The sequence below is a fragment of the Pseudomonas sp. CFII64 genome, from assembly GCF_000416235.1.
In the GTDB taxonomy this organism is placed as follows: domain Bacteria; phylum Pseudomonadota; class Gammaproteobacteria; order Pseudomonadales; family Pseudomonadaceae; genus Aquipseudomonas.
Window position 1 is genome coordinate 18,198 of sequence record NZ_ATLO01000003.1, and the last position, 21,347, is coordinate 39,544.

General features: G+C 60.4%; 22 protein-coding genes and 1 riboswitch. Of the genes, 8 read left to right on the forward strand and 14 right to left on the reverse strand.

The features are described from left to right. Nucleotides 1–43: 43 nt before the first annotated feature. From CFII64_RS00100 to CFII64_RS00110, 3 genes are all read right to left on the reverse strand, one after another. Entirely contained in the window at nucleotides 44–1,393 is a 1,350-nt protein-coding gene (locus CFII64_RS00100; RefSeq protein ID WP_020288695.1) for an MmgE/PrpD family protein, read from the reverse strand. Nucleotides 1,394–1,403: 10 nt separating this feature from the next. Beyond that, on the reverse strand, nucleotides 1,404–2,567 hold the full coding sequence (locus CFII64_RS00105; protein ID WP_020288696.1) for an acyl-CoA dehydrogenase family protein: 1,164 nt from the start codon (nucleotides 2,565–2,567) through the stop codon (nucleotides 1,404–1,406). A gap of 64 nt (nucleotides 2,568–2,631) precedes the next feature. Further along, entirely contained in the window at nucleotides 2,632–3,471 is an 840-nt protein-coding gene (locus CFII64_RS00110; protein ID WP_020288697.1) for a MaoC family dehydratase N-terminal domain-containing protein, read from the reverse strand. Between the two features lie 147 nt (nucleotides 3,472–3,618). Here CFII64_RS00110 and CFII64_RS00115 point away from each other — a divergent pair, with 147 nt between their 5' ends. Beyond that, nucleotides 3,619–4,536 (forward strand): LysR family transcriptional regulator, encoded by a 918-nt coding sequence (locus tag CFII64_RS00115; RefSeq protein WP_020288698.1) that lies wholly within the window; start codon nucleotides 3,619–3,621, stop codon nucleotides 4,534–4,536. On the opposite strand, the gene CFII64_RS00120 is transcribed toward CFII64_RS00115, so the two are convergent. Then, nucleotides 4,517–5,488: a DMT family transporter gene (locus tag CFII64_RS00120; RefSeq protein WP_020288699.1), complete on the reverse strand. Its 972-nt coding sequence runs from the start codon at nucleotides 5,486–5,488 to the stop codon at nucleotides 4,517–4,519. The two genes, CFII64_RS00115 and CFII64_RS00120, sit on opposite strands and share 20 nt — an antisense overlap. A 101-nt stretch (nucleotides 5,489–5,589) precedes the next feature. On the opposite strand from CFII64_RS00120, the gene CFII64_RS00125 reads away from it, so the two are divergent. Then, nucleotides 5,590–6,459, forward strand: a complete 870-nt coding sequence (locus tag CFII64_RS00125; RefSeq protein WP_020288700.1) for a LysR substrate-binding domain-containing protein — start codon at nucleotides 5,590–5,592, stop codon at nucleotides 6,457–6,459. A 221-nt stretch (nucleotides 6,460–6,680) separates the two neighbouring features. Next, entirely contained in the window at nucleotides 6,681–7,637 is a 957-nt protein-coding gene (locus CFII64_RS00130) for an alpha/beta hydrolase (RefSeq protein WP_020288701.1), read from the forward strand. Here the strand turns inward: CFII64_RS00130 and CFII64_RS00135 are convergent, their stop codons facing one another. Next, complete coding sequence (locus tag CFII64_RS00135; protein WP_020288702.1) at nucleotides 7,638–8,369, reverse strand: CatB-related O-acetyltransferase; 732 nt, start codon at nucleotides 8,367–8,369, stop codon at nucleotides 7,638–7,640. Nucleotides 8,370–8,605: 236 nt separating this feature from the next. Between CFII64_RS00135 and CFII64_RS00140 the strand changes: the two genes are divergently transcribed. After that, on the forward strand, nucleotides 8,606–9,382 hold the full coding sequence (locus CFII64_RS00140) for a thioredoxin family protein (RefSeq protein ID WP_020288703.1): 777 nt from the start codon (nucleotides 8,606–8,608) through the stop codon (nucleotides 9,380–9,382). On the opposite strand, the gene deoC is transcribed toward CFII64_RS00140, so the two are convergent. After that, nucleotides 9,376–10,059 carry a deoxyribose-phosphate aldolase gene (gene deoC / locus CFII64_RS00145; protein ID WP_020288704.1) on the reverse strand — a complete coding sequence of 228 codons (684 nt, stop codon included), beginning with the start codon at nucleotides 10,057–10,059 and terminating at the stop codon, nucleotides 9,376–9,378. The genes CFII64_RS00140 and deoC overlap by 7 nt on opposite strands. Nucleotides 10,060–10,157: 98 nt before the next feature. Between deoC and deoR the strand changes: the two genes are divergently transcribed. Continuing rightward, nucleotides 10,158–10,928: a DNA-binding transcriptional repressor DeoR gene (gene deoR, locus CFII64_RS00150; protein ID WP_044901056.1), complete on the forward strand. Its 771-nt coding sequence runs from the start codon at nucleotides 10,158–10,160 to the stop codon at nucleotides 10,926–10,928. Nucleotides 10,929–10,949: 21 nt separating this feature from the next. Here the strand turns inward: deoR and CFII64_RS00155 are convergent, their stop codons facing one another. The 7 genes from CFII64_RS00155 to pcsA form a co-directional block, all read right to left on the reverse strand. Then, nucleotides 10,950–12,017 carry an aldose 1-epimerase family protein gene (locus CFII64_RS00155; protein WP_044901064.1) on the reverse strand — a complete coding sequence of 356 codons (1,068 nt, stop codon included), beginning with the start codon at nucleotides 12,015–12,017 and terminating at the stop codon, nucleotides 10,950–10,952. Beyond that, nucleotides 12,017–13,348, reverse strand: coding sequence for an L-fucose:H+ symporter permease (fucP, locus tag CFII64_RS00160; RefSeq protein WP_020288707.1), 1,332 nt, complete (start codon nucleotides 13,346–13,348; stop codon nucleotides 12,017–12,019). The genes CFII64_RS00155 and fucP overlap by 1 nt, the downstream gene beginning before the upstream one ends. 61 nt (nucleotides 13,349–13,409) lie before the next feature. Beyond that, the gene (gene rbsK, locus CFII64_RS00165; RefSeq protein WP_020288708.1) at nucleotides 13,410–14,330 is read right to left on the reverse strand and encodes a ribokinase; all 921 of its coding nucleotides are present in this window, start codon (nucleotides 14,328–14,330) and stop codon (nucleotides 13,410–13,412) included. A gap of 225 nt (nucleotides 14,331–14,555) precedes the next feature. Then, entirely contained in the window at nucleotides 14,556–15,320 is a 765-nt protein-coding gene (tam, locus tag CFII64_RS00170; RefSeq protein ID WP_020288709.1) for a trans-aconitate 2-methyltransferase, read from the reverse strand. A 75-nt stretch (nucleotides 15,321–15,395) separates the two neighbouring features. Further along, the gene (locus CFII64_RS00175; protein WP_020288710.1) at nucleotides 15,396–16,142 is read right to left on the reverse strand and encodes a DUF72 domain-containing protein; all 747 of its coding nucleotides are present in this window, start codon (nucleotides 16,140–16,142) and stop codon (nucleotides 15,396–15,398) included. Between the two features lie 6 nt (nucleotides 16,143–16,148). Then, nucleotides 16,149–16,325, reverse strand: a complete 177-nt coding sequence (locus CFII64_RS29645) for a hypothetical protein (protein ID WP_020288711.1) — start codon at nucleotides 16,323–16,325, stop codon at nucleotides 16,149–16,151. Between the two features lie 328 nt (nucleotides 16,326–16,653). Next, entirely contained in the window at nucleotides 16,654–17,373 is a 720-nt protein-coding gene (gene pcsA, locus CFII64_RS00180) for a phosphatidylcholine synthase (RefSeq protein WP_020288712.1), read from the reverse strand. Between the two features lie 159 nt (nucleotides 17,374–17,532). After that, nucleotides 17,533–17,726, forward strand: a riboswitch (cobalamin riboswitch). Between the two features lie 183 nt (nucleotides 17,727–17,909). Between pcsA and CFII64_RS00185 the strand changes: the two genes are divergently transcribed. Genes CFII64_RS00185 through CFII64_RS00195 form a run of 3 tightly spaced genes read left to right on the forward strand, consistent with a single transcriptional unit; the run spans nucleotide 17,910 to nucleotide 20,754 of the window. Continuing rightward, entirely contained in the window at nucleotides 17,910–18,926 is a 1,017-nt protein-coding gene (locus CFII64_RS00185; RefSeq protein ID WP_020288713.1) for an ABC transporter substrate-binding protein, read from the forward strand. Further along, nucleotides 18,923–19,966, forward strand: coding sequence for an iron ABC transporter permease (locus tag CFII64_RS00190; RefSeq protein WP_020288714.1), 1,044 nt, complete (start codon nucleotides 18,923–18,925; stop codon nucleotides 19,964–19,966). Before CFII64_RS00185 ends, CFII64_RS00190 begins: the two co-directional genes overlap by 4 nt. Then, the gene (locus CFII64_RS00195; RefSeq protein WP_020288715.1) at nucleotides 19,963–20,754 is read left to right on the forward strand and encodes an ABC transporter ATP-binding protein; all 792 of its coding nucleotides are present in this window, start codon (nucleotides 19,963–19,965) and stop codon (nucleotides 20,752–20,754) included. The genes CFII64_RS00190 and CFII64_RS00195 overlap by 4 nt, the downstream gene beginning before the upstream one ends. 95 nt (nucleotides 20,755–20,849) lie before the next feature. On the opposite strand, the gene CFII64_RS00200 is transcribed toward CFII64_RS00195, so the two are convergent. Further along, nucleotides 20,850–21,341, reverse strand: a complete 492-nt coding sequence (locus tag CFII64_RS00200; protein WP_020288716.1) for a GNAT family N-acetyltransferase — start codon at nucleotides 21,339–21,341, stop codon at nucleotides 20,850–20,852. Between the last annotated feature and the right edge of the window lie 6 nt (nucleotides 21,342–21,347).

Below are 21,347 nucleotides of genomic sequence, written 5' to 3' on the forward strand. Positions count from 1 at the left end.
ATGAATTCGGTCCTACAGAGGCAAGTACGGCGCGATCTGCGCGTTAAATCAATTCAGCCAGCGTCCGCGCATCCCGCAAACCCCAGACCTTGTCGATCAACGCATTCCCTTGTTCAGGTGTGCGTGCGCCAGAGAACGCCAGCAAGCGCTGGAATTTGTCCTCCAGTTCAGGCCGCGACAAGGTGTTGCCCGGATCGCCCTTGGGCTCGTCAATGGCGCCGCTCAGCGTGCGGCCATCGGTGGTGGTGACGATGACGCGGCCCAGCCAGCGCACTGGATAGGCCTGATCGACCTCGTTATCCAGCTCCATGCTGACTTTTTCGCGAAACGCCGCTACGGCCGGATCGGTCAAGGCGTGCTGCTGGAATTCGATCAGTTGCGCCTTGCCATGCACGGCGATCAAACCCAGCACCGCACCCATGGAAAACTTCGCCTGATGCACCGTGGTCGGTACGACAACTCGCCCCAGCACATCGATTGCACCCTGATGCACCCGCGTCACCACGTTGGCGATCTGCTCGTGATTCAGGCCTTCGCGCTGCATCAAGTCCAGCAAGGCGTCGGCGGCAGGATGAGTGTGACGGCAGGAAGCATGAAACTTGAACGAGGTCTCGACCAAGGCCCAACGGCTGCCGAGGCGATCGGACAATTTGCTCGGATCAGCGTCGCTGGACATCCCCGCCGCCATGCCTTGATCGCCTTCGAGAATGTTGCGTGCGCCGGTCAGACCGTCTTCGGTCATGTACGCCGCGAGCAAACCATCGGCGGCAGCCTTGGCGGTGTGCAGTTGTTTGGAGTCGGCGGCGTCGCGCAGGAATTCCCACAAACCCGCCGCCTGAGTACCCGCGTTGCCCAGCAGGTTGATGAACTGCTCCTTGTCGAAACCGAGCAACTTGCCCACGCCAACGGCGGCGGCAAGGGTGCCGACCGTCGCGGTGGTGTGGAAGATGCGGTAATGGGAGCGGCCCATGAACTCGCCGATGCGAATTCCGGCTTCATAACCGGCGACCGATGCCAGCAGCAGATCCTTGCCGGATTTGCCGCGATCCTGAGCGGCGGCCAGCACAGCCGGGAATACCACTGTGGCCGGATGCAGCACTGAGCTGTTGTGCAGATCATCCTGCTCGACCAGGTGCGAAGAAGCGCCGTTGACCAGCGCGGCGAAATACGCCGAGCTGCCTTTGCCGTTGACGAGGATTTTCGCCGGGCCCTCGGCGGGGCCCATTTTCGCGGCGTAACGCTCGAACAGCGGGATAGGCCGCGAACCCTGGCTGGCCAGCGCGGAACCGACCCAGTCGAGGAACAAATCCTCGGTACGGTCCAGCACGGCGTCGGGAATCTGCGAGTATTGGAGGTCGGCCAGAAACGCCGCCAAGTCTTGGGTATGGCTCATAGTCCGCTCCTCAGAAGCTGCGTGGCAGCTCGAGCAAATGCTCGGCGACGTAGGAAAGAATCAGGTTGGTGGAGATCGGCGCGACCTGGTACAGACGGGTCTCGCGGAATTTGCGCTCTACGTCATATTCGCAGGCAAAGCCAAAGCCGCCGTGGGTTTGCAGGCAGGCGTTGGCCGCTTCCCAGGACGCCTTGGCCGCCAGGTATTTCGCCATATTGGCGCTGGCCCCGGCGTTTTTGCCGCTGTCGTATTCCTCGCAGGCACGCCAGCGCATCAGGTCGGCGGCTTCGATTTCGATATGCGCTTCGGCAATCGGAAACTGCACGCCCTGGTTCTGGCCGATGGGACGCCCGAACACCACCCGGTCACGGGCATAAGCACTGGCTTTTTCGACGAACCAGCGACCGTCGCCAATACACTCGGCCGCGATCAAGGTGCGCTCGGCGTTCAGGCCGTCAAGGATGTACCGGAAGCCCTTGCCTTCTTCGCCGATCAGGCTGTCCAGCGGCAGTTCGAGGTTGTCGAAAAACAGCTCGTTGGTTTCGTGGTTGACCATGTTGGCGATGGGCTGCACGGTCAGGCCGTTGCCGATGGCGTCGCGCAGGTCGACGAGGAAAATCGACATGCCTTCGGATTTTTTCTTCACCTCGGCCAATGGTGTAGTGCGCGCCAGCAGGATCATCAAGTCCGAATGCTGAACCCGGGAGATCCACACCTTCTGGCCGTTGATCACATACTTGTCGCCCTGCTTGATGGCGGTGGTCTTGATCTTGGTGGTGTCGGTGCCGGTGGTCGGCTCGGTGACGCCCATGGATTGCAGGCGCAACTCGCCGCTGGCCAGTTTGGGCAGGTAATAGCTTTTCTGCGCATCGCTGCCGTGACGCAGCAAGGTAAACATGTTGTACATCTGGCCGTGAACCGTGCCGGAGTTACCGCCACAACGGTTCACCTCTTCGAGAATGATCGACGCCTCAGCCAGGCCCAGGCCCGAGCCGCCGTATTCGGTGGGGATCATTGCCGACAGCCAGCCCGCGTCGGTCAGGGCCTTGACGAAGCTCTCCGGGAAACCTTTTTCTTCATCGATCTTGCGCCAGTACGCCGCGTCGAATTCAGCACACAAGGCACGCACGCCTTCGCGGATGGCATTGAAGTCTTCATTGTCATTGGGGTTCATCAATCTGCTCTCTTGAGTTCGCGCGCCAACAGAACCGGCACGGTCTGGCTAATGAGTGAGGTGTTCAGGCGAACAGCACTTCGGCACTTTGCGCGACGCCGTCAAGGTTGCCGGCCCACAGCTGCGCCTTGCCCGGCTCAGTGACGCGGCCGCTGATCGTGAACGGTGTCGGCACATTCAACGGACGCACGCCGCGATAGGCGAAATGCCGCACCCGCGCCTCGGGATGGGCGCGACAGAAAGCGCGCAGGTTCAGGGTGGCGATCATCGGCCCATGCACGACAAGGCCCGGATAGCCTTCGGTGGCCGTGACATACGGATAGTCGTAATGAATGCGATGGCCATTGAAAGTGACTGCCGAATAACGAAACAGCAGGGTCGGCGTCGGCGTGACGACTTCGTTCCACTCACCGGTTTCGGCCGCGTCGCCACTGTGCAGCTTCGGCGGATTCGGCTCGCGATAAACAATGTCCTGCTCTTCGCGGATGCACAGTTGGCCGTTTTGCGAGTAATCATGCCGAACCGTGACGAACAGCAAGGCGCCGGTGCGACCGTGCTTTTCTTCGATGTGGGTGATGGTGGACAAACGATGGGCATCGGCGCCGACTTTCAGCGCTTCAATGAACTCGACACGACCACCGGCCCACATGCGATTGCGGTTGTCCGCAGGTGGCAGAAAGCCGCCGCGTGCCGGATGGCCATCGGTGCCCAGCAGCGACTCTTCAATCGGTTCCTGGAAGAAACACCACTGCCACAACGGCGGCAGCGCATCGCCATCAGCGGGCGTGGCTTCACCGAACGTGGCGGCGATGCGTTTGATCAGATTAGGACTCAGATGATCGTGAGCCTCTTCAGTGCGTCCTAGCCAGGCAGTGAAATCCTTCGGCGACTCTGCAGCGCTCATGCGGGTGACCCCTTAGCATTTGTTGTTATGACCGAATCATGCAAGGCGCTGGGCATTCTGTGAATTTGCATTTGCGTAAGGCCGCGTTCATATATGCTGAACACTGCTGACACCCATAATTCCAATAACTCTCACCGGACGCGACCCATGCATTTCGACCTGGCCGATCTACGCCTTTTCATACACATCGGCGAATCCCCGAGCTTGACCCAGGGCGCACGCCGCGCCTTTCTATCGCCCGCCGCAGCCAGTGCGCGGATCAAGGCGCTGGAAAGCCAGTTCGAAACACGCCTGTTGTACCGAGACAGCCGTGGCGTGGAACTGACCCCGGCCGGGCAACGCCTGCTCAAGCACGCGCGACTGGTCATGCGTCAGGTGGAATACCTGAAAAGCGAGTTCACCAGCTACGGCACCGATTCGGCGGGGCACATTCGCATCTTCGCCAACACCACAGCCGTCACTGAGTTTCTTCCAGAAGTGCTGGCCGGATTTCTCGCGCAACGGCCCGGCGTCACTGTCGATCTGCAAGAGCGCCTGTCCCGGGACATCGTGCGTGGCGTGCTGGATGGCAGCTCTGACATGGGCATCATCGCCGGACCGGTGGAAGCGGCGGGTCTGCAAGTGATGCACTTCAGCACGGATCGCCTGGTGCTGGCGGTGCCGGTGGGCCATGACCTGGCCAACCAAAGCCCGGTGACCCTCAAGCAGACGCTGGCGTTTCAGCATATCGGCCTGCATGAAGGCAGTACCTTGCTGAGTTTCTTGCGCGATCACGTCGAGCGCCTCGGCCAGCACCTGTCGCTGCGGATTCAGGTCTCGAGCTTCGAGGCGATCTGCCGCATGGTTGAAGCGGGTGTGGGCATCGGCATCATTCCCGAGTCCGCCGCGATGCGCCACAGCCGCACCATGAACCTGGTGACGGTGCAGCTGGACGAACCCTGGGCGATTCGCGAACGCAGCATTCTGGTTCGCGAACTGGACGCCCTGCCCGGCACGGTTCGCGCATTGATCGCGACACTGATGCCGGACGCGGAGCCGTCTTCCGCTACGACCTCGGACGCCTGAGAAACGGCAGTCCCGCCAACGTCAGTGCCACGCCCACCAGCGCGGTGACGGCCAGTGGATCGCCGAATTGCAGGTAGGCCCAAAGCATCGTCACCGGCGGCGTCAGAAACAACGCGCCGCTGACGCTTTGCAGGGTGAAGCGACGCAGGCACAACCAGTAAAATCCGTAGCCGCCCAAGGTCCCGAACACCACCAGCCAGAGCACACCAAAACCAAAACCGCTGGCCATCACCGGACGCAGGCTGCCTTCCTGCAAGGCCAGCAGGGCAAACACCGGTAATATCGCGCAGACCTGAATGAACAGCCCCATCAGCCCCGGCAATGGCGGATGACGCGACTGTTTCTGATAAATGGTCGCCAGCGCCAGTGACGCCACCCCAAGCAGCGGCAGCGAGTACGCCCAGATCGACGCGCGGGAAAACTCCAGACTGCTGCCACTGGCGATCAACATGCCGATCAGGCACAGGCCGATGCCCAGCCACTGCCAGCCGCGCGTCGCCTGACCGGGCACAAAACCCGCCAGCAGGACGATGCTCAACGGCAGCAGGTTGGCGATCAGCGAACTGGTGCCCGGCGCCACGCCCAAGGCGATGGATACGGCGATGGGCCCGATGTAACCGGCGATACCCAGCAAACCGACCACGCCCTGATCCGCCCAATGGCGCCAACTCAGTTCGCCCAGCTGCCGCCACACCAACGGCAGCAACAGCAAGGCCGCAAGCACGAATCGCCAGAACGTCGCCAGCATCACCCCGCTGTGCTCCGACACATAGCGATAGCCGATAAACCCGGAACTCCAGCTGAGCACCATGGCGCTGAGCAACAGCGCGCTGATCCAGGTGACCGAAGATGATCTGTGTGGGAGCAAGCTTGTTTGCGAAGGCAGCGCCACTGGTTTCGCATCATTGAAACTGCACACGTCAGCCTGCTGTCCGCTGCTCTGCATATCCATCGTTCACGCCCCCTTTCCATCACATGAACCTGATGGTATGTATGTCAGGGTGATTCAATCAAACGAGATGATAAGCATCACTGATGCAGGATTTATCAACCATGCAAAGCACTCTGGATATCGACCTGCTGCGCACCTTCCAGGCGGTGGTGCGCTTCGAACAGTTTCTCGCCGCCGCGACCTTTCTCAACCGCAGCCCATCTGCTGTCAGCCTGCACATTCGGCGCCTCGAAGACATTACCGGCGGGCGCTTGCTAGAGCGCGACAATCAGACCGTTACGTTGACGCCCCTGGGACGCCGCTTTGCCTTGCAGAGTGCGGAACTGCTGCAAATGCACGACCGAATGCTGGCCGGCTACAACGCGCCGTCGGTCAGCGGCACCGTCAGGCTGGGGATATCCGAGGAGTATGCCGGCGCGTTATTGCAATGCACCCTGCCCCCATTGTCCGAAGGTTTTCCTCACATCGAACTGGAAGTGGAAACCGCTTCCAGCGGCCGCCTGCATAGCCAATTGCAACGCGGGCAGATGGACCTGGCGCTGGTGGTCGAGCTGATGCAAGCGCAGCCCACCCGCGAGCCGCCATTGTTGCGCTTTGGCACCACCGAACCGGTCTGGGTCGCGGCTCACAGCTATCGGGCCGATCCCGACAAGCCGCTGCCCCTGGCGTTGCACGGTACGGGTTGTCCCTATCGCTGCGTGGCGCTGGAGGCGCTGACCCAAGTGGGTCGGCCGTGGCGCACCATGGTCATGAGCGCTGGCACCAGCGCGCTGGAAACCACGATTTGCGCCGGACTGGTGATCGGCATCATCGACCGGGCGCGGGTCAGCCCACAGATGCGCATCCTGAGCGAAGAAGACGGTTTGCCGACCTTGCCGCTGCACGAAATGCAACTGGTCAAGGCCCCCGGCGCGCCCAGCGCTGCGTGTGAGGTCTTGATTCAGCTGATCGGGGAGAATTTTCGGTTGTGAATTGGAACGAATTCCGTAGGACCGGCTTTAGCCGGGAGAGGGCCGGTAAAATCGATACATTTCTATCGTCGGCAGGATTGTTCTCCCGGCTAAAGCCGGTCCTACGACCTCGTGGTGTCTGACCAACCACCGCTGCAATATTCTGTAACCAACCGGTTAATCGGTATCATGACAACGTCGTTACAGTCGGCATTTGGCCATTTCGTTGGGGAACTGTTTCCATGCCTGTTTTTTCCCTGGCGCGCTTCAAGGCGCGCTGGTTCGCCTGGTCCTGCATGGCCCTGCTGATCGTCGGTCTGCCGGTGGGTTGTGCGGTGTTGCAACATACCGAGCGCGAACTGGTGTTTCGTATCGAACCGGGCACTGCCAGTTGGTACAGCGGGCTGCCCGCCGGGGTGCAGGAGTTCGAGCTCAAGGCACCGGACTTCGGCGTCGCGCAAAACATCCACGCCTGGTGGTGGCCGGCCAATCGCAAGGACGCGCCGGCGGTGCTGTATCTGCATGGCTCGCGCTGGAACCTCACCGGCCAGCTGTTTCGCATCGAGCAACTGCGCGCCCTGGGCTTCTCGGTGCTGGCCATCGATTATCGCGGTTTCGGCCAGAGCCAAGGGCGATTGCCTTCCGAGGCCACGGTTTATGAAGACGCACGCGTCGCCTGGGAACGCCTGAAATTGCTGCAGCCGGACCCGCGCCAACGGCTAATCTATGGCCACTCATTGGGCGGCGCCGTGGCGGTTGATCTGGCGGCAGAGCTGGGCCGCGACACTGACAACGGCAAAGAGCCCGCACAGGCCCGGGGTTTGATTATCGAATCCACCTTCACCACGCTGGCGGATGTCGCCACCGCAGTAGCCAATACGTCGTTACCGGTGCGCTGGTTGCTGTCGCAGAAATTCGACTCCATCGACAAAATCGCCGATATCCACATGCCGTTGCTGATCGTGCACGGCACCGAGGATCGCTACGTGCCATCGCGTTTCAGTGAAGAGCTTTTCGCGGCGGCTCAGGAGCCCAAGAAATTGCTGCTGGTGCCGGGCGGTTCGCATAACAACAGCATGAGTTTGGGACGACAAGCGTACGGGCAGGCGATTCAGGCGTTGTTCCGAGCCAGCGAGGCGCCGACCCATGCAGCGAAATCCCAGGCGCGCGCTGAGGCGGTAAACCCTTCATCTGGCTGATTACTGTGGGTCGATGTGGCTCACCGTGAACGGCTTGCTGCGTACCACCACCTGACCCGGATGACTGGCCGGCGCGACGCTGCCGTTCAGTTGTTTGAGCAGTTGCTGCGGGTCTTCGATCGGCAGCCCGGCCAACTGCTGCGCCGACAGGTTCCACCACTGGCTGGCCAGCAAGCCGTCGATAATGTCCTGATCAAAGCGATAACGCACCACCTGGGCCGGTGAGCCGACGGCGATGGCATAGGGCGGAATGTCCTTGTTGACCAGTGATTGCGCGCCGATCACTGCGCCGGTGCCGATGGTCACGCCTTCCAGAATCAGCACGTCCATGCCGATCCACACGTCATGTCCGATAGAGGTTTGTTTCACGCCATCGTGATGCGGCGCAATGCCGCCCAGTTGCTGGCGCAGGCCGACCAGCCCGCTGTGGGACGTCAGCCAGCTCAGCGGATGGGACTTACGGTCCTGGCCGATGGTCACGTTCTTGGCAATCGAGCAATAGCGCCCGATGCTGGAAACATCATGCAACTCGGAGCCGCTGACGATATCGGTGTAGGCACCGATGGTCAGCTTGCGGGACAGTATCTTGATCTGATGCAGCTTCACGCCATGCTCCAGCGTCAGCTCGGTTTCACGCCGCAGGCCTTTGATCCCGCTGTCCAGACGACACTTGTTCTTCGAAAGCGCCTTTTTCAGCTTTCTGTCCAACAGCGCTCTTTTGAAGAAGTTCATGGTCTGGTTCCACAGATGATTGGTGGGCTGGTGACGATTCCACGACGTGAGTGGAATTTTCCTACGCCAGCCTAAATGCCATCCCACACAAAGTCGGGAATCATCGCACAAGCCGAGCGAATCCCAAAAAGCTTGTTCACGGTTGTTCTCGGCCAGAGGTTGTCGATTCACAGACAGGTCATTCGACTATCCAAAAGCTGCACCCGAATGAATGAACAACGAAGAGGAACCCTGCCATGAGCACTCATCCAGTCGCCCCACACGAACTCGACACTCACCCAGTCGTCTCTCGGCAAGAGTGGCTGACGGCGCGCCAACAGCATCTGCTTCACGAGAAAGCCTTTACCCGCCAACGCGATCAACTCAGCGCCGAGCGCCGCGCCCTGCCCTGGGTCAAGATCGACAAACCGTACAGCTTCGAAGGTCCGAACGGCCAACACAGCCTCAGCGAGCTGTTCGGCAATAACAGCCAGTTGATCGTGTATCACTTCATGTTCGGTAAGGATTGGCAGGAAGGCTGCTCGGGCTGCTCCTTCCTGACCGACCACATGGACGGCGCGAATTTGCATCTCGCGCACCACGACATCAGCCTTGTCGCCGTTTCCCACGCGCCATGGCAGCAGTTTCAGGCGTTCAAACAACGCATGGGCTGGCAGTTGCAATGGGTTTCATCGGCGGGCACTGACTTCAACTTTGACTTTGGCGTATCCGCCACCGCCGAACAGATCGCCGACGGCAGCGTCACCTACAATTACGAGCCGTCTACCGAACCTTTCGAGGAAATGCCCGGCCTGAGCGTTTTTTACAAAAACCCGGCGGGCGAGATTTTCCACACTTACTCGACCTACGCCCGAGGCCTGGACATCCTGGTGGGCGCCTACAACTATCTGGACCTCACGCCCAGAGGCCGGAATGAGCTGCAAATCATGGACTGGATGCGCCTGCATGACCGCTATGAGGACGCTGCCAGCGATTCAGCCCAATGCTGCGCGAGCGAAGCCCGGGATCAATAACCGCTGCCGGACGCCTGCGCGCCGCTGACAATGGCGATGCCCGAGCTGGTCCCCAGGCGCGTGGCGCCCGCTTCGATCATGGCCACGGCGGTGGCGTAGTCGCGCACGCCGCCGGAGGCTTTGACTTGCACCGCAGTGCCGACCACTTTACGCATCAAGGCCACGTCTTCCAGGGTCGCGCCGCTGCGGCTGAAACCCGTTGAGGTCTTGACGAAGGCGACGTTCAGCTCGCGGGAAATCTCGCAGGCGCGGACTTTTTGCGCCTCGTCGAGCAAGCAGGTTTCGAGGATCACTTTCAACGGCACGGCACCGCACGCTTGCTTGACCAGGGCTATGTCATCGCGCACCACCTCGAACAGCCCGTCTTTCAAGGCACCGATGTTCAGCACCATGTCGATTTCCCCTGCGCCGGCGGCAATTGCCCGCTGGGCTTCGAAGGCTTTGGTATCGCTCAGGCCTGCGCCCAGCGGAAATCCCACCACCGCACAGACTTTGACGCTTGCGCCGGTCAGCAGCTGCGCCGCGTAAGGCACCTGCCCGGAATTGACACAGACGGAATAAAAGCCATGATCCCTGGCTTCCTGACACAACGTGGCGATTTGCTCTCTGGAGGCATCGGCGGCCAGCAAGGTATGGTCGATATACTTGGCCAATGCAGCGGGTTCGAGTTTGATCATCAGAGGTTTCCTGTCAGAGTGCGCTTTCAATTCAGCACGTGAAGTTATTTTAGTCACAATTAGTGTTAGTTTTACAACAGCAAACTTTCATTACCGGAATGCCCGTGGACAGTAAAAAATCCGAACGCATCAAATTCATCCAGCGCGCCCTGCAAGATCAAAAAGCCATCCACCTGCGGGAAATGGCCGCCTTGCTGGACGTCTCGGAAATGACCCTGCGCCGGGATCTGGGCCGTCATCCGGACAAGTTTCACTTGCTCGGCGGCCACATCACCCTGGCCTTCGATGGCAATGAAGCTGCCGATTACCGGGTCACCGAACAGGACACCCGGCACGTCGAGGAAAAACGCCGCATCGGCAAGCTGGCTGCCGCGTTCATCAAGCCCGGCGACACGGTATTTTTCGATTGCGGCACCACCATTCCTTTCGTGGTCGATTTCATTCCTGATGAGCTTGAGTTCACGGCGGTGTGCAACTCGCTCAACGTGTTGCTCAAGCTCCAGCAAAAACCCAACTGCACCATCGTGCTCTGCGGTGGCACCTTCCATCGCAAGAACCAGATCTTCGAGAACCGCGCCGAAACCGGCATTCTCGATGGCGTACGCCTGAGCTGGGCGTTTGTTTCCGCAGCCGGGGTCAGCCAGGAGTTCGGCGTGACCTGCTTCAACTTCAACGAAGTCGAGGTCAAGCAAAAGGTCCTGCGTCAGGCGCGGCACTGCATGCTGCTGGCCGATCACTCCAAGTTCGACGCCGTGCGCACCGCGCATTTCGCCAAACTGGAGGACTTCCAGGTGGTGGTCACCGACAAGAAGCTGCCCCGCCGCTATCGCGACTTGATCGAGGCCAACGGCGCCCAACTGGTGCTCTGACCCACACGTAACAACTGCCGCTTACAACAGTTTTTGTTCCATAGCCCGGCGTTCAGCAGCCGACAAATACCCGGTCGTCACACTGAACTGCGCACTCTCGCCCACCGCCAGCGACCGCACATTGCCCTTGGCTGACTCGGCGCGATAGCCCTCCGGCTCGCAGGTGGCCGGCAGGATAAACGCCGCAACCTGTTGATCAGGGTTGTGCAGAATCCAGCGTGCTGCGTGATCAAACTGCTCCGGCCGATAGCGCGTGTAGAACGCCGGGCCATGCGGGTGTTCGAGCAAGAAGTGCGCATTGCCATCTTCATCAGCGCGAACATTGTCGAAGAAACAGACGATTTCCGGGTTGTACAGCTCAGGCGTGTCCAGGGTTTGCAAGCGCGAAGGGGCTTGCGTCAGCTCGTCCATATACGCACTCCACTGCGGCGTCGGACGCACATGCGCAGGAACGCTGCTGCGCACCCGAATACGCTCGACACCCAGCGGTTCGACGAAGCGGCCGCCCGGCACATAGGCGTAATTCATGTGCGCCATGTACATCAGCTCCATGGGCGTGCCGGCCAGATTGGTCACCTGCATGCCGATATCAAACAGCGCCGACTCTGGGCGCAGCGTGACACTGGGCCGCGCCTGATAATGATCACCAAAACCCTGCACGTATTCGTACTCGCCGCCCAACCGCAGATACGCGCCCTTGCTGTCCTCACCGACTTCCAGCCAGGCGTTGTCCATGGCGGCACAGGGCATTTCGCCGTGCAGCGGATGATCGTCTTCCGGGCCGGGACAGCCATTGCGCAGCAAGCCGCTGTGAAACATGAAGCAACCGTAAGTGCCGATCACGGTCGGGCTCGGGCGCGGCTGGCTGAACATGTTGCGCATGGTCAGGTCGCAGCCGTCGAAGACCGCCGACCAGATCATCTGCCCTTGATAAGGCAGCACCACCAGGCGACCGCGCTGGTTTTCCAGCGCCAGCGCCAGCACGCCGGACGGGAACGTCCAGGCGCTGACCCGGAAATCAGCGGATTCGAGCAGCGGCTTCTCAGCCCCGACGAACTGCGACGGAGTCAGCGCGAATCGGGTCGGCATCATGATGCGGTCACCACGCCTGCCGACACCTGTTCAGTATTGCCCTGGCGCATGCAGCGCACGGCGTAGAGGACGATCACCACGAAGCACAACAGTGGAATGCTGTAGGCCATCTGCATGTTGCCGCCGGTGTAATCGGACAGCAGGCCCTGGAAGATCGGAATCACGCCGCCGCCAACAATGCTCATGACCAGCAGCGAGCCGCCGACGCTGGTGTCTTCACCCAAACCATCGATGGTCAGGCCATAAATGGTCGGCCAGCACGGGCCGAGGAAAATACTCACGCCCACCGCCGCGTAAACCGCAGAAATGTTCGGCACCAGAATCGTGTAGGCCAGCAGCACAATGGTCAGCACGCCATACAGCGCCAGGACCGTGGCCGGACGCATCTTGCGCATCAGCAGGTTGGCAATCATCTTGCCCACGAAATAAGCGGCAAAAGTCGTCAGCAGGAACCACGAAGCGCTGCGCTCATTCATCCCGCCCATCTGCATGGCCAGGCGAATGGTGAAACTCCACACACCGACTTGCGCCCCCACGTACAGAAACTGCGCCAGCACGCCGAAGACAAAACGCGGATTACGGCGCAGACGCGACAAGCTTTGGCTGATGCTGGAGGTTTTGACGTCAGTCTTGGCGTTGCCTTTGCAAGCCGGAAAGCGGGTGATGGCGATCAGGATGAACATCAGGATCAGTACCGCGATCATCCATTTGTACGGCAGCAGGGTCGACTGGATCATCTGCAACTGCTGGATCGCCGCATCGCTGGCGCTCATCTGGGTCAGTTGCTCGTGAGTCGCGTCAGTGTCCTTGAACATCACGAAACTGCCGACATAGACCCCGGCCATGGCGCCGAACGGGTGGAAAGTCTGCGAGATATTCAGGCGCCGAGTGCCGGTTTCACGCGGCCCCATCAGCGTCGAGTAGGTGTTGCAGGCCGTTTCCAGAAACGCCAGGCCCGCGGCGATGACAAACAGCGCCATCAGGAACATGCCGTACTTGGCCGTCGAGGCCGCCGGGAAAAACAGCAGACAGCCCAGCATGTACAGCATCAGCCCGATGAGAATCGTGGTTTTGTAGCTGAACCGCCGCACCGCCATCGCCGCCGGAATAGCGACAAAGAAATAGCCCAGGTAAAACGCCGATTGCACGAACGCGGTCTGGAAATCGCTGAGCAGGAAGGCTTTCTTGAAATGCGCGATGAGCACGTCGTTCATGCTCGCTGCGGCCGCCCACAGCGCAAAGATGCTGCACAACAGCAGGAAAGCAAACCACGGCGTGCGATTGAGGTAAAAACCATCGGCGGTCTGTTGAAGCGGAGGCTTAGTCATTATTGTTCTCCGGAGTGACGTTGGGAAATGCGGCGCCAGGCTCAAGGCCAGGCGACGGCGATCAAACAGCTTTCAGGAATGCGGCAAAGGCTTCGGCGTCTGGATAGGAAGTCTGCGTCCCCAAACCGGTAACCGAGCAGGCTGAATAGGCCACGGCCTGAGTCATGGCGCGGCGGATGTCGCGGTCCTGGGTCCAGTTCCGCGCGAAGCAGCCAATGAATGCATCGCCAGCGCCCGTGGTGTCCCGGGCGGCCACGCTCAGGCCAGCGACGCGAAACTCGCCTTCCTCGCCCACGTACAGCGCGCCGTGTTCACCCAGGGTGACGATGACGTGGCGAATGCCTTCGGCGACCAGTTGCCGTGCAGCAATGGCCGCAGACTCCGGCGAGTCCACCGTCAAGCCGCTGATCAGGGCCAGTTCGCTTTCGTTGGGGATCAGGAAATCCAGTTGTGCCAGATGCGCGCGGCTCAGTCCGGCCACGGCTGGCGCAGGGTTGAGCAATACCGGGATGCCGTTGCGCTTGCCGAACTCGATGGCGTAGTAAACGGTGTCCAGATCGATTTCCAGCTGCACCACGATCAGCGCGCAATCGCGCAGCGCAGCCTGTGCGGTATCGATGTCCGCCGGCTTGAGATGAGCGTTGGCACCTTTGACGATCAGAATGCTGTTGTGGGAATCGCTCTGCACGAAGATCGGCGCCACGCCGCTGGAGACACCGGGAACCCGGTTGACGTATTGGGTATCGATGCCGAAGCGCTGGAAATTGGCCAGGGTGTTATCGGCAAACACATCGTCGCCGACCTTACTGAGCATCAGCACGTCAGCGCCAAGCTTGGCCGCCGCCACCGCCTGATTGGCGCCCTTGCCGCCGCAGCCCATGGCAAAACCAGGCGCTTCAAGGGTTTCGCCCTGCCGAGGCATCCGGTCGATGTAGGTGATCAAATCCACCATATTGCTGCCGATGACCGCGATCTTATTCATTGTATTCACCTTGATATATCGGGCCCTCCACAGCGGGAGAAAACCTTTTTTACGTTTATATTTTGTTAAATTAATAACATTTAATGTGATAACTCAATCTTTTTTTGATGTGAATCTCTCAACCCAAGCAAAAACGGGCCAGGCATTTCTGCCTGACCCGTTGGGAACCCTCGATATAGACGGCGCGTGGCCGGTTATTATCCGCTCGTCGACCAGCTCGTCTGCTTAACGCGTTGCTACTACAAACAACCTCGGGAATGGCAACAGCACCGTGCCATCTTCCAGCGCCGGATACGCCTCGCTGATCGCGACGAGATAGCGTTCGAGGAACGCCTGCTTTTGTGTTTTATCCAGCGGCTCAAGATAAGGCCGCAATGCCGAACCCTTGAACCACTCGACCACGGCCGCATGACCGCCTTCCAACGGATGAAAATAGGTGGTTCGCCACACGTCCACTGAACGGCAATGGCCCTTGAGCAATGCGTAATAAAAGCTCGCTTCGTGACGATCAGGATGTTTGACCGCCGCAATCTTGCTCGCCCACGGGCCGTCCGCTGCCACTTCACGGGCCAGACGATGCGCCGGTTCCTGCAGGTTATCCGGCGTCTGCACCGCCAGGCTGCCACCGGGCGTGAGCTTGCTGACCAGGCGCGGATATAGCGCGGCATGCTCCGCCACCCATTGCAGAGAAGCGTTGGCCAGGATCACGTCCAATGGTTGCGCGGGATTCCACGTAGCGATGTCGGCCAACTCGAAACTCAAGGCTGGCAGGCGTTGGCGCGCATCGATCAGCATGTTTTCCGAACTGTCCAGGCCGGTCACTCGCGCCTGGGGATAACGTTCTGCAAGCACTTGCGTCGAATTGCCGGGGCCGCAGCCCAAGTCCACCGCCGTCTGGACGTTCTGCGTCGGGATCGCCGCGACCAGGTCAATCACTGGGCGTGTGCGTTGCTGCTCGAAAATTGAATACTGCTTGGCTGACCAGGACATGAAGGCTCCCGTACTGTGTTGAGACGTGGAGCAGAGACTAGAACGTGCAGCACCGGGAAACAATGTTCGGGCAGGTCAGCGGGACAACAGCGCCTGCAACTCCAGCGCATTGCCCACGGCAAAACCGCTGGCGGTGTTATCGAAAATGCACCAACTGGAGATATTTTTTTGCCGGGATGCCAGCAGGTCGCTGGCCAGTATTTGCAGCCGGGAATGCTCATACGGGCTGTGGTAGATCCGTGGCGAACCGTGCAGGCGCCAGTACCGGACGCCCGGCCAGCCTGCGGGAAGCGTGCCGCCGCAGATTGGCGATGGATCAGCCGCGACCCGGCCAATTCGCTGTTCCATCAGTAAGTCGTCGGCGCTCAGCCAACTTGCGTGGCGCGGTTCAAGCACAACATCGCCGGGGAAATGCTCGCGCAACGTGTGAAAGAAAATCTGCGCGACTTGCGGTTCATAGGTCAACGACGGCGGCAACTGGACCAGCAGGCAACCGAGCTTTTCACCCAGGCCGCTGCATTGCGCCATGAATTCATCCAGCGCTGCAGCGCAATCCACCAGACGTCGTTCGTGGGTAATCTGCTTCGGCACTTTGACGGCAAAGCGAAAGTCAGCAGGAACCGACTCGGCCCAACGCACGTAGGTCTGATAGCGGTGAGGCCGGTAGAACGAGCTATTGATTTCAACCGCTGACAATCGCGAGGCGTAACGCTGCAAATGGGAGCCTTGTTCGTCAAACGCCGACCAATGCTCCCGAGGCAGACTCCAGCCAGCGCAGCCCACATAAATGGGCGACGCCTGATGGTCGTGGCTGACTACCACGCCGTCTTAGCTCGGCGCACCCGAGCTGTCATCGCCGGCGATGTCCGGATCATCCGGCTCCACTTCATTGTCCTCGGCGTTGCGCACGTCATCATCAGGGCGCGCCTCGTCGTCGGACTCCATCGGATTGGGGTTGGGCCCCGGGGACTGCGCGGCTTGGGTGTCGACAGGTCGTATGCTCATGTTGCCCTCGCAGAATCATTGGATGACCTGCGTTGGAAATGGCAGCCAAGCATGAGTTCGGATTATTGGATGACTGGTGAGAAAAGCGCGATGCGAGAGGCAGCAAACATAGAACACCAGGTAGGAGGGGACTTGTCCCCGAAAGGCGATAGTTCAGGCAGCGTTAACCTTCCGGATTTTCATTGTCAGAACCATCGCATTCGGGGACAAGTCCCCTCCTACCGGTGGCTGGATGAACCACGTTGGAGCGAGGCTCGCCCGCGAAGGCGTCATTGATCTCAGCGCCCTCTTCCCGGATAAATCCGGTCCCACAGCGTGTGTCCGTGCCTCAACCCCGCAACTTGCCCAACCATTCCAGCGAAGTGCGCCACAGGCAGATGCCCAGGAAGTACGCGGACATCGCGGCCCAGACGATCATCACTGTCGGGCTTTGCGCCGGGTGGTCGATCACCAGCAAGGCGCTGCACACCAGCCAGATCGTGGTGACGGTGATATTCAGTGGCATCAGGCGGCGCACGCGAAACGGATGGAGGAATTTCATCCGTGTCAGGGTCAGCAATGCCAGGCCGAAAACCGTCAGCAAGGTGACCCAGGAGGCTGGGGAGATGATGTACACGCACAGCGCGACCACGTTCCAGGCGGCAGGAAAGCCCTGAAAATAGTTGTCCTTGCTTTTCATTTCCAGGTTGCAGAAGCAGAACAGCGACGACACCAGAATGACCGCAGTGCTGAGCAACATGGTGTGGTCCGGCAGGTCGATGTAGCGATAGATGAACAACGCCGGAATGAACACGTAGGTCAGGTAATCAATGACCAGATCGAGCACTGAACCATCAAAGCCCGGCAACACCGACTGCACATTGAATTTGCGCGCCAGGGAGCCATCGACGCCATCCACCACCAGCGCAAGGCCCAGCCACAGCAGGCATGCCTTGGGCTGGTCTTCGAACAGCGCGATGGTGGCCATGAAGGCAATGACCACGCCGGTGGCGGTAAAAGCATGGGCACCCCAGGCTTTGAGCCAGGCCGTGCGTTGAGTCGATATCACAGGGGGAAATCTCCAGAAATAATACGGGCCGGGCATCATCATCGCCGATTTGTCAGCGGAGCACTCAGCCAGCGTGCATGTATCGACCGGCTATCGGCCGATAAGGTTCACCAACGGGACTCGAGCGCCGGGAAAACTTCCCCGTCGCGGTTGATATCCATTACCATGCCGCCCGTCGGTTCCCAAACGGGACTAATAGGGAATCCGTGATCGCCTCAGGGTTATCAACCGGAACTGCCCCCGCAACTGTAGACGCCGAGCCGCTCCATCGATGCCACTGGGTAAGCCCGGGAAGGCTGGAGCATGGCCATGACGCGTCAGTCAGGAGACCTGCCGACATCAGGGCTGCACGAAAGCGCGCCCTGGCAATTGACCCACCGGCGGGGTGTCCGGGGAGGACATCCGTCAGAATCGGTTCATCGCCGTTGCTGCCAGACCCTGCTCGACCGGCCCCGCCGCAGTCAGCAGCGGTGGCTGATGTGTTTCCTGCCCTTACACCGCCGTCCGGACATCCGTTCGAATGGAGATAACCTTTCATGACTTTGCCTCGCCTTGCCGTACTGTTTGCCAGCCTTGGATGTTCTGCACTGGCGCTGGCCGCCGGTCCGACGCAGTACCCGCTGACCGTCGAGAACTGCGGCGTGCCGCTGACCTTCAAACAGGCACCCGGCAAAACAGTCACCATCGGCCAGGCCGGCACTGAAATCCTCTACTCCCTCGGGCTGGCCGACAAGGTGGTCGGCACATCGCTGTGGTTCAACGATGTGCTGCCGCAGTTCAAGGCCCAGAACGAACGTATTCCGCGTCTGGCCGATAACGAGCCTAGTTTCGAATCGGTCATTGGCAAACGGCCTGACCTGGTGCCGGTGCAGTTTGAGTGGATGGTCGGCCCGCAAGGCGCGGTCGGCACGCGCGAGCAGTTCAGCGAACTGAATATCCCGACTTACATCATGCCGTCGGACTGCGAAGGCAAAGATAATCTGGTCGGCGCCGATGGCACGCGCCTCAAGCCGTTCTCCGTGGAAACCGTGTTCAAGACCGTCACGCAACTGGCGCAGATCTTCGACGTGCAGGACCGTGGCGATGAATTGAGCGCCCGGCTGCGGGCGGGTTTGACCAAGGCTCAGGCCAGCGTCAAGGCCAAGCACTTGAGCGATGCCTCGGCGCTGTTCTGGTTTTCCAGCGCCGACCTGCACATCGACCCCTATGTTGCCGGGCGCAAAGGCGTTCCGGATTTCATGATGAACATCCTCGGCCTGCGTAACGTGATTGAGTCCGATGAAGAATGGCCAAACGTCGGCTGGGAAACCATCGCCAAGGCCAATCCTACGGTGCTGGTCATTGCACGCATGGATCGCCGTCGCTTCCCCGCTGACGACTTCCAGAAAAAACTGGAATTCCTCAAATCCGATCCGGTGACCAAAAACATGGATGCGGTGAAGCACAACCGCATCGTGATTCTCGACGCCGACGCCATGCAGGCTTCAGTGCGCATGTTTGATGGCATCAACGAGCTGGCCAGCGCCATTGATCAGGTTGAACCGGGCAAATGAGAGCAGTAACCGGCGGTCAGGTGCTGCGCAGGGTCTGTCTGCACGCCGCATGGGTGATCCCGGTGTTGCTGGCCGCGATCCTGGCCGGCATTGCCATTGGTGAAACACCGATCAGTCTGTCACTGGTGTTTCAGGTGCTGGCCAACAAATTGTGGGCCGCCGGTTTCGTGCTGGACCCCATCGATGAAGGCATCGTCTGGAACTACCGCCTGACCCGCGCCCTGGTTGCCGCCGCCTGTGGCGCCGGATTGGCGATTTCCGGGGTGGTGTTGCAATCACTGCTGCGCAATCCGCTGGCCGATCCGTATCTGCTGGGGATTTCTGCCGGAGCCTCGACCGGCGCAGTGCTGGTGTCGATCATCGGCCTCGGTGCCGGCGCCATCTCCTTGTCGATGGGCGCCTTCGCCGGCGCGGTGGCGGCATTTGCGCTGGTCGCCTTGCTGGCGCGCAGCACTGGGGCGGTCAGCGGCAGCGGGCAGATCATTCTGGCAGGCATCGCCGGTTCGCAGCTGTTCAACGCCCTGACATCGTTCCTGATTACCAAGTCGGCGAGTTCCGAGCAGGCACGGGGCATCATGTTCTGGTTGTTGGGCAACCTCAGCGGCGTGCGCTGGCAATCGGTAACACTGGCAGTGCCGGTGGTGTTGATCGGGCTGGCTATTTGCCTGTGGCATCGCCGCGCGCTGGATGCGTTCATGTTCGGCAGCGATTCGGCAGCCGCGCTGGGCATCCCGGTGCGACGTGTTCAAGTGGTGCTGATCGCCACGGTTGCGCTGGTCACGGCGGTGATGGTGTCGCTGGTGGGTTCCATCGGCTTCGTCGGTCTGGTGGTCCCGCATGCGGCGCGCCTGTTGGTCGGCGTGCGTCACGGGCGACTGATCCCCCTCAGCGCGTTGAGTGGCGCGCTGTTCCTGATCGCCGCCGACGTGCTGTCGCGCACCGTCATCAAGGGTCAGGTACTGCCGGTCGGGGTGATTACCGCGCTGATCGGCGCACCGGTGTTTGCCGTAATCCTGATCAAAGCCAAGGGTGGTCGATGAATAGCCTGCAAATGCCCACACTTCAGACCCGTGTGATGGCGTGTTCCGACCTGAGCTGGTCAGTCAAAGGCAACCTGATCGTCAAAGGTGTCAGCCTGGAGCTGCAACGCGGGGAAACCCTGGGCTTGATCGGCCCGAACGGTTCCGGCAAATCCAGCCTGCTCAAATTGCTGTCGGGCATCAGGCCACCCGACAGCGGGCGGATTCAGCTCGACGGCAAGGCGCTGACCGACATGACGCGCCGGGATATCGCACAGATGATTGCGGTGGTCGAGCAACAGGCCGAAACCTCGGACGCCATCAGCGTGCTGGATGCCGTGGAACTGGGGCGCACGCCCTGGCTTTCGGCGCTGACGCCATGGTCCGCTGGCGATGATGAAATCGTTCAGCAGGCATTGGTCGACGTGGACATGGCGGACAAGCGCAAGCGCGCCTGGCACAGTCTTTCCGGCGGCGAACGCCAGCGCGTGCACATTGCTCGCGCTTTGGCCCAGCGCCCGCAAATCCTGCTGCTGGACGAACCCACCAACCACCTGGATATCCAGCATCAGTTGAGCATTCTGGGTCTGGTGAGATCGTTGCCGGTGACCACGATGATTGCCCTGCACGACCTCAATCAGGCCCTGGCCTGTGATCGGCTGGCCGTAATGGACAAAGGCGAGCTGATTGCCATCGGCATTCCGGCACAGGTGCTGACCTGCGAACGGCTGCGCGACACGTTTGGCGTCGAAGCCCACTACCTGATTGATCCCCACGATGGCGCGCGGATTTTGCGATTTCGTTCATAACCCACAGCCCGAAAAAACACATAACCCCCCGTAGGACCGGACTTGTCCGGGAAGACGTCGGATCTGCCACGGAAGATCTTCAACAAGCTCCGCGATCACAATAACCCGCACTCCATATGCGTCGTCCGCCAAACCGGATCGTCTTCGACATTGACGACGTAGAAACCCTGCTGCTGCCAGAAGCCGACCGCGCCCGGCAGGAACGGATGAGTGTGCAGATACAACACCTCAACGCCCTGCTGCCGCGCCTGTTCCTTCAGTTCCAGAAAAATCCGGCTCGCCAGTCCTGAGCGGCGCAATTGGGGGATGACGAACAGCCGCACGATTTCCACTACGCGCTGGTGACCGTAGTCCAGTTGGGCGAATCGACCGTCGTAAGGCAAGTAACCGATGGCCGCGACGATTTCCCCGTCGCGCCGGGCAATCAGGAACTTGCCGCCGCCGCCTTCGAGATACACCTGGGCAAAATTCGCCAGATCTGCCGGCATGCCAGCGGAATCGAGCATCGGGAAGATTTCCGCGCGGGCGCGCAACACGAATTCCAGCACGGCGGCGACGTCTTGCTGTTGGGCAGGAACAATGTCCATCGATGA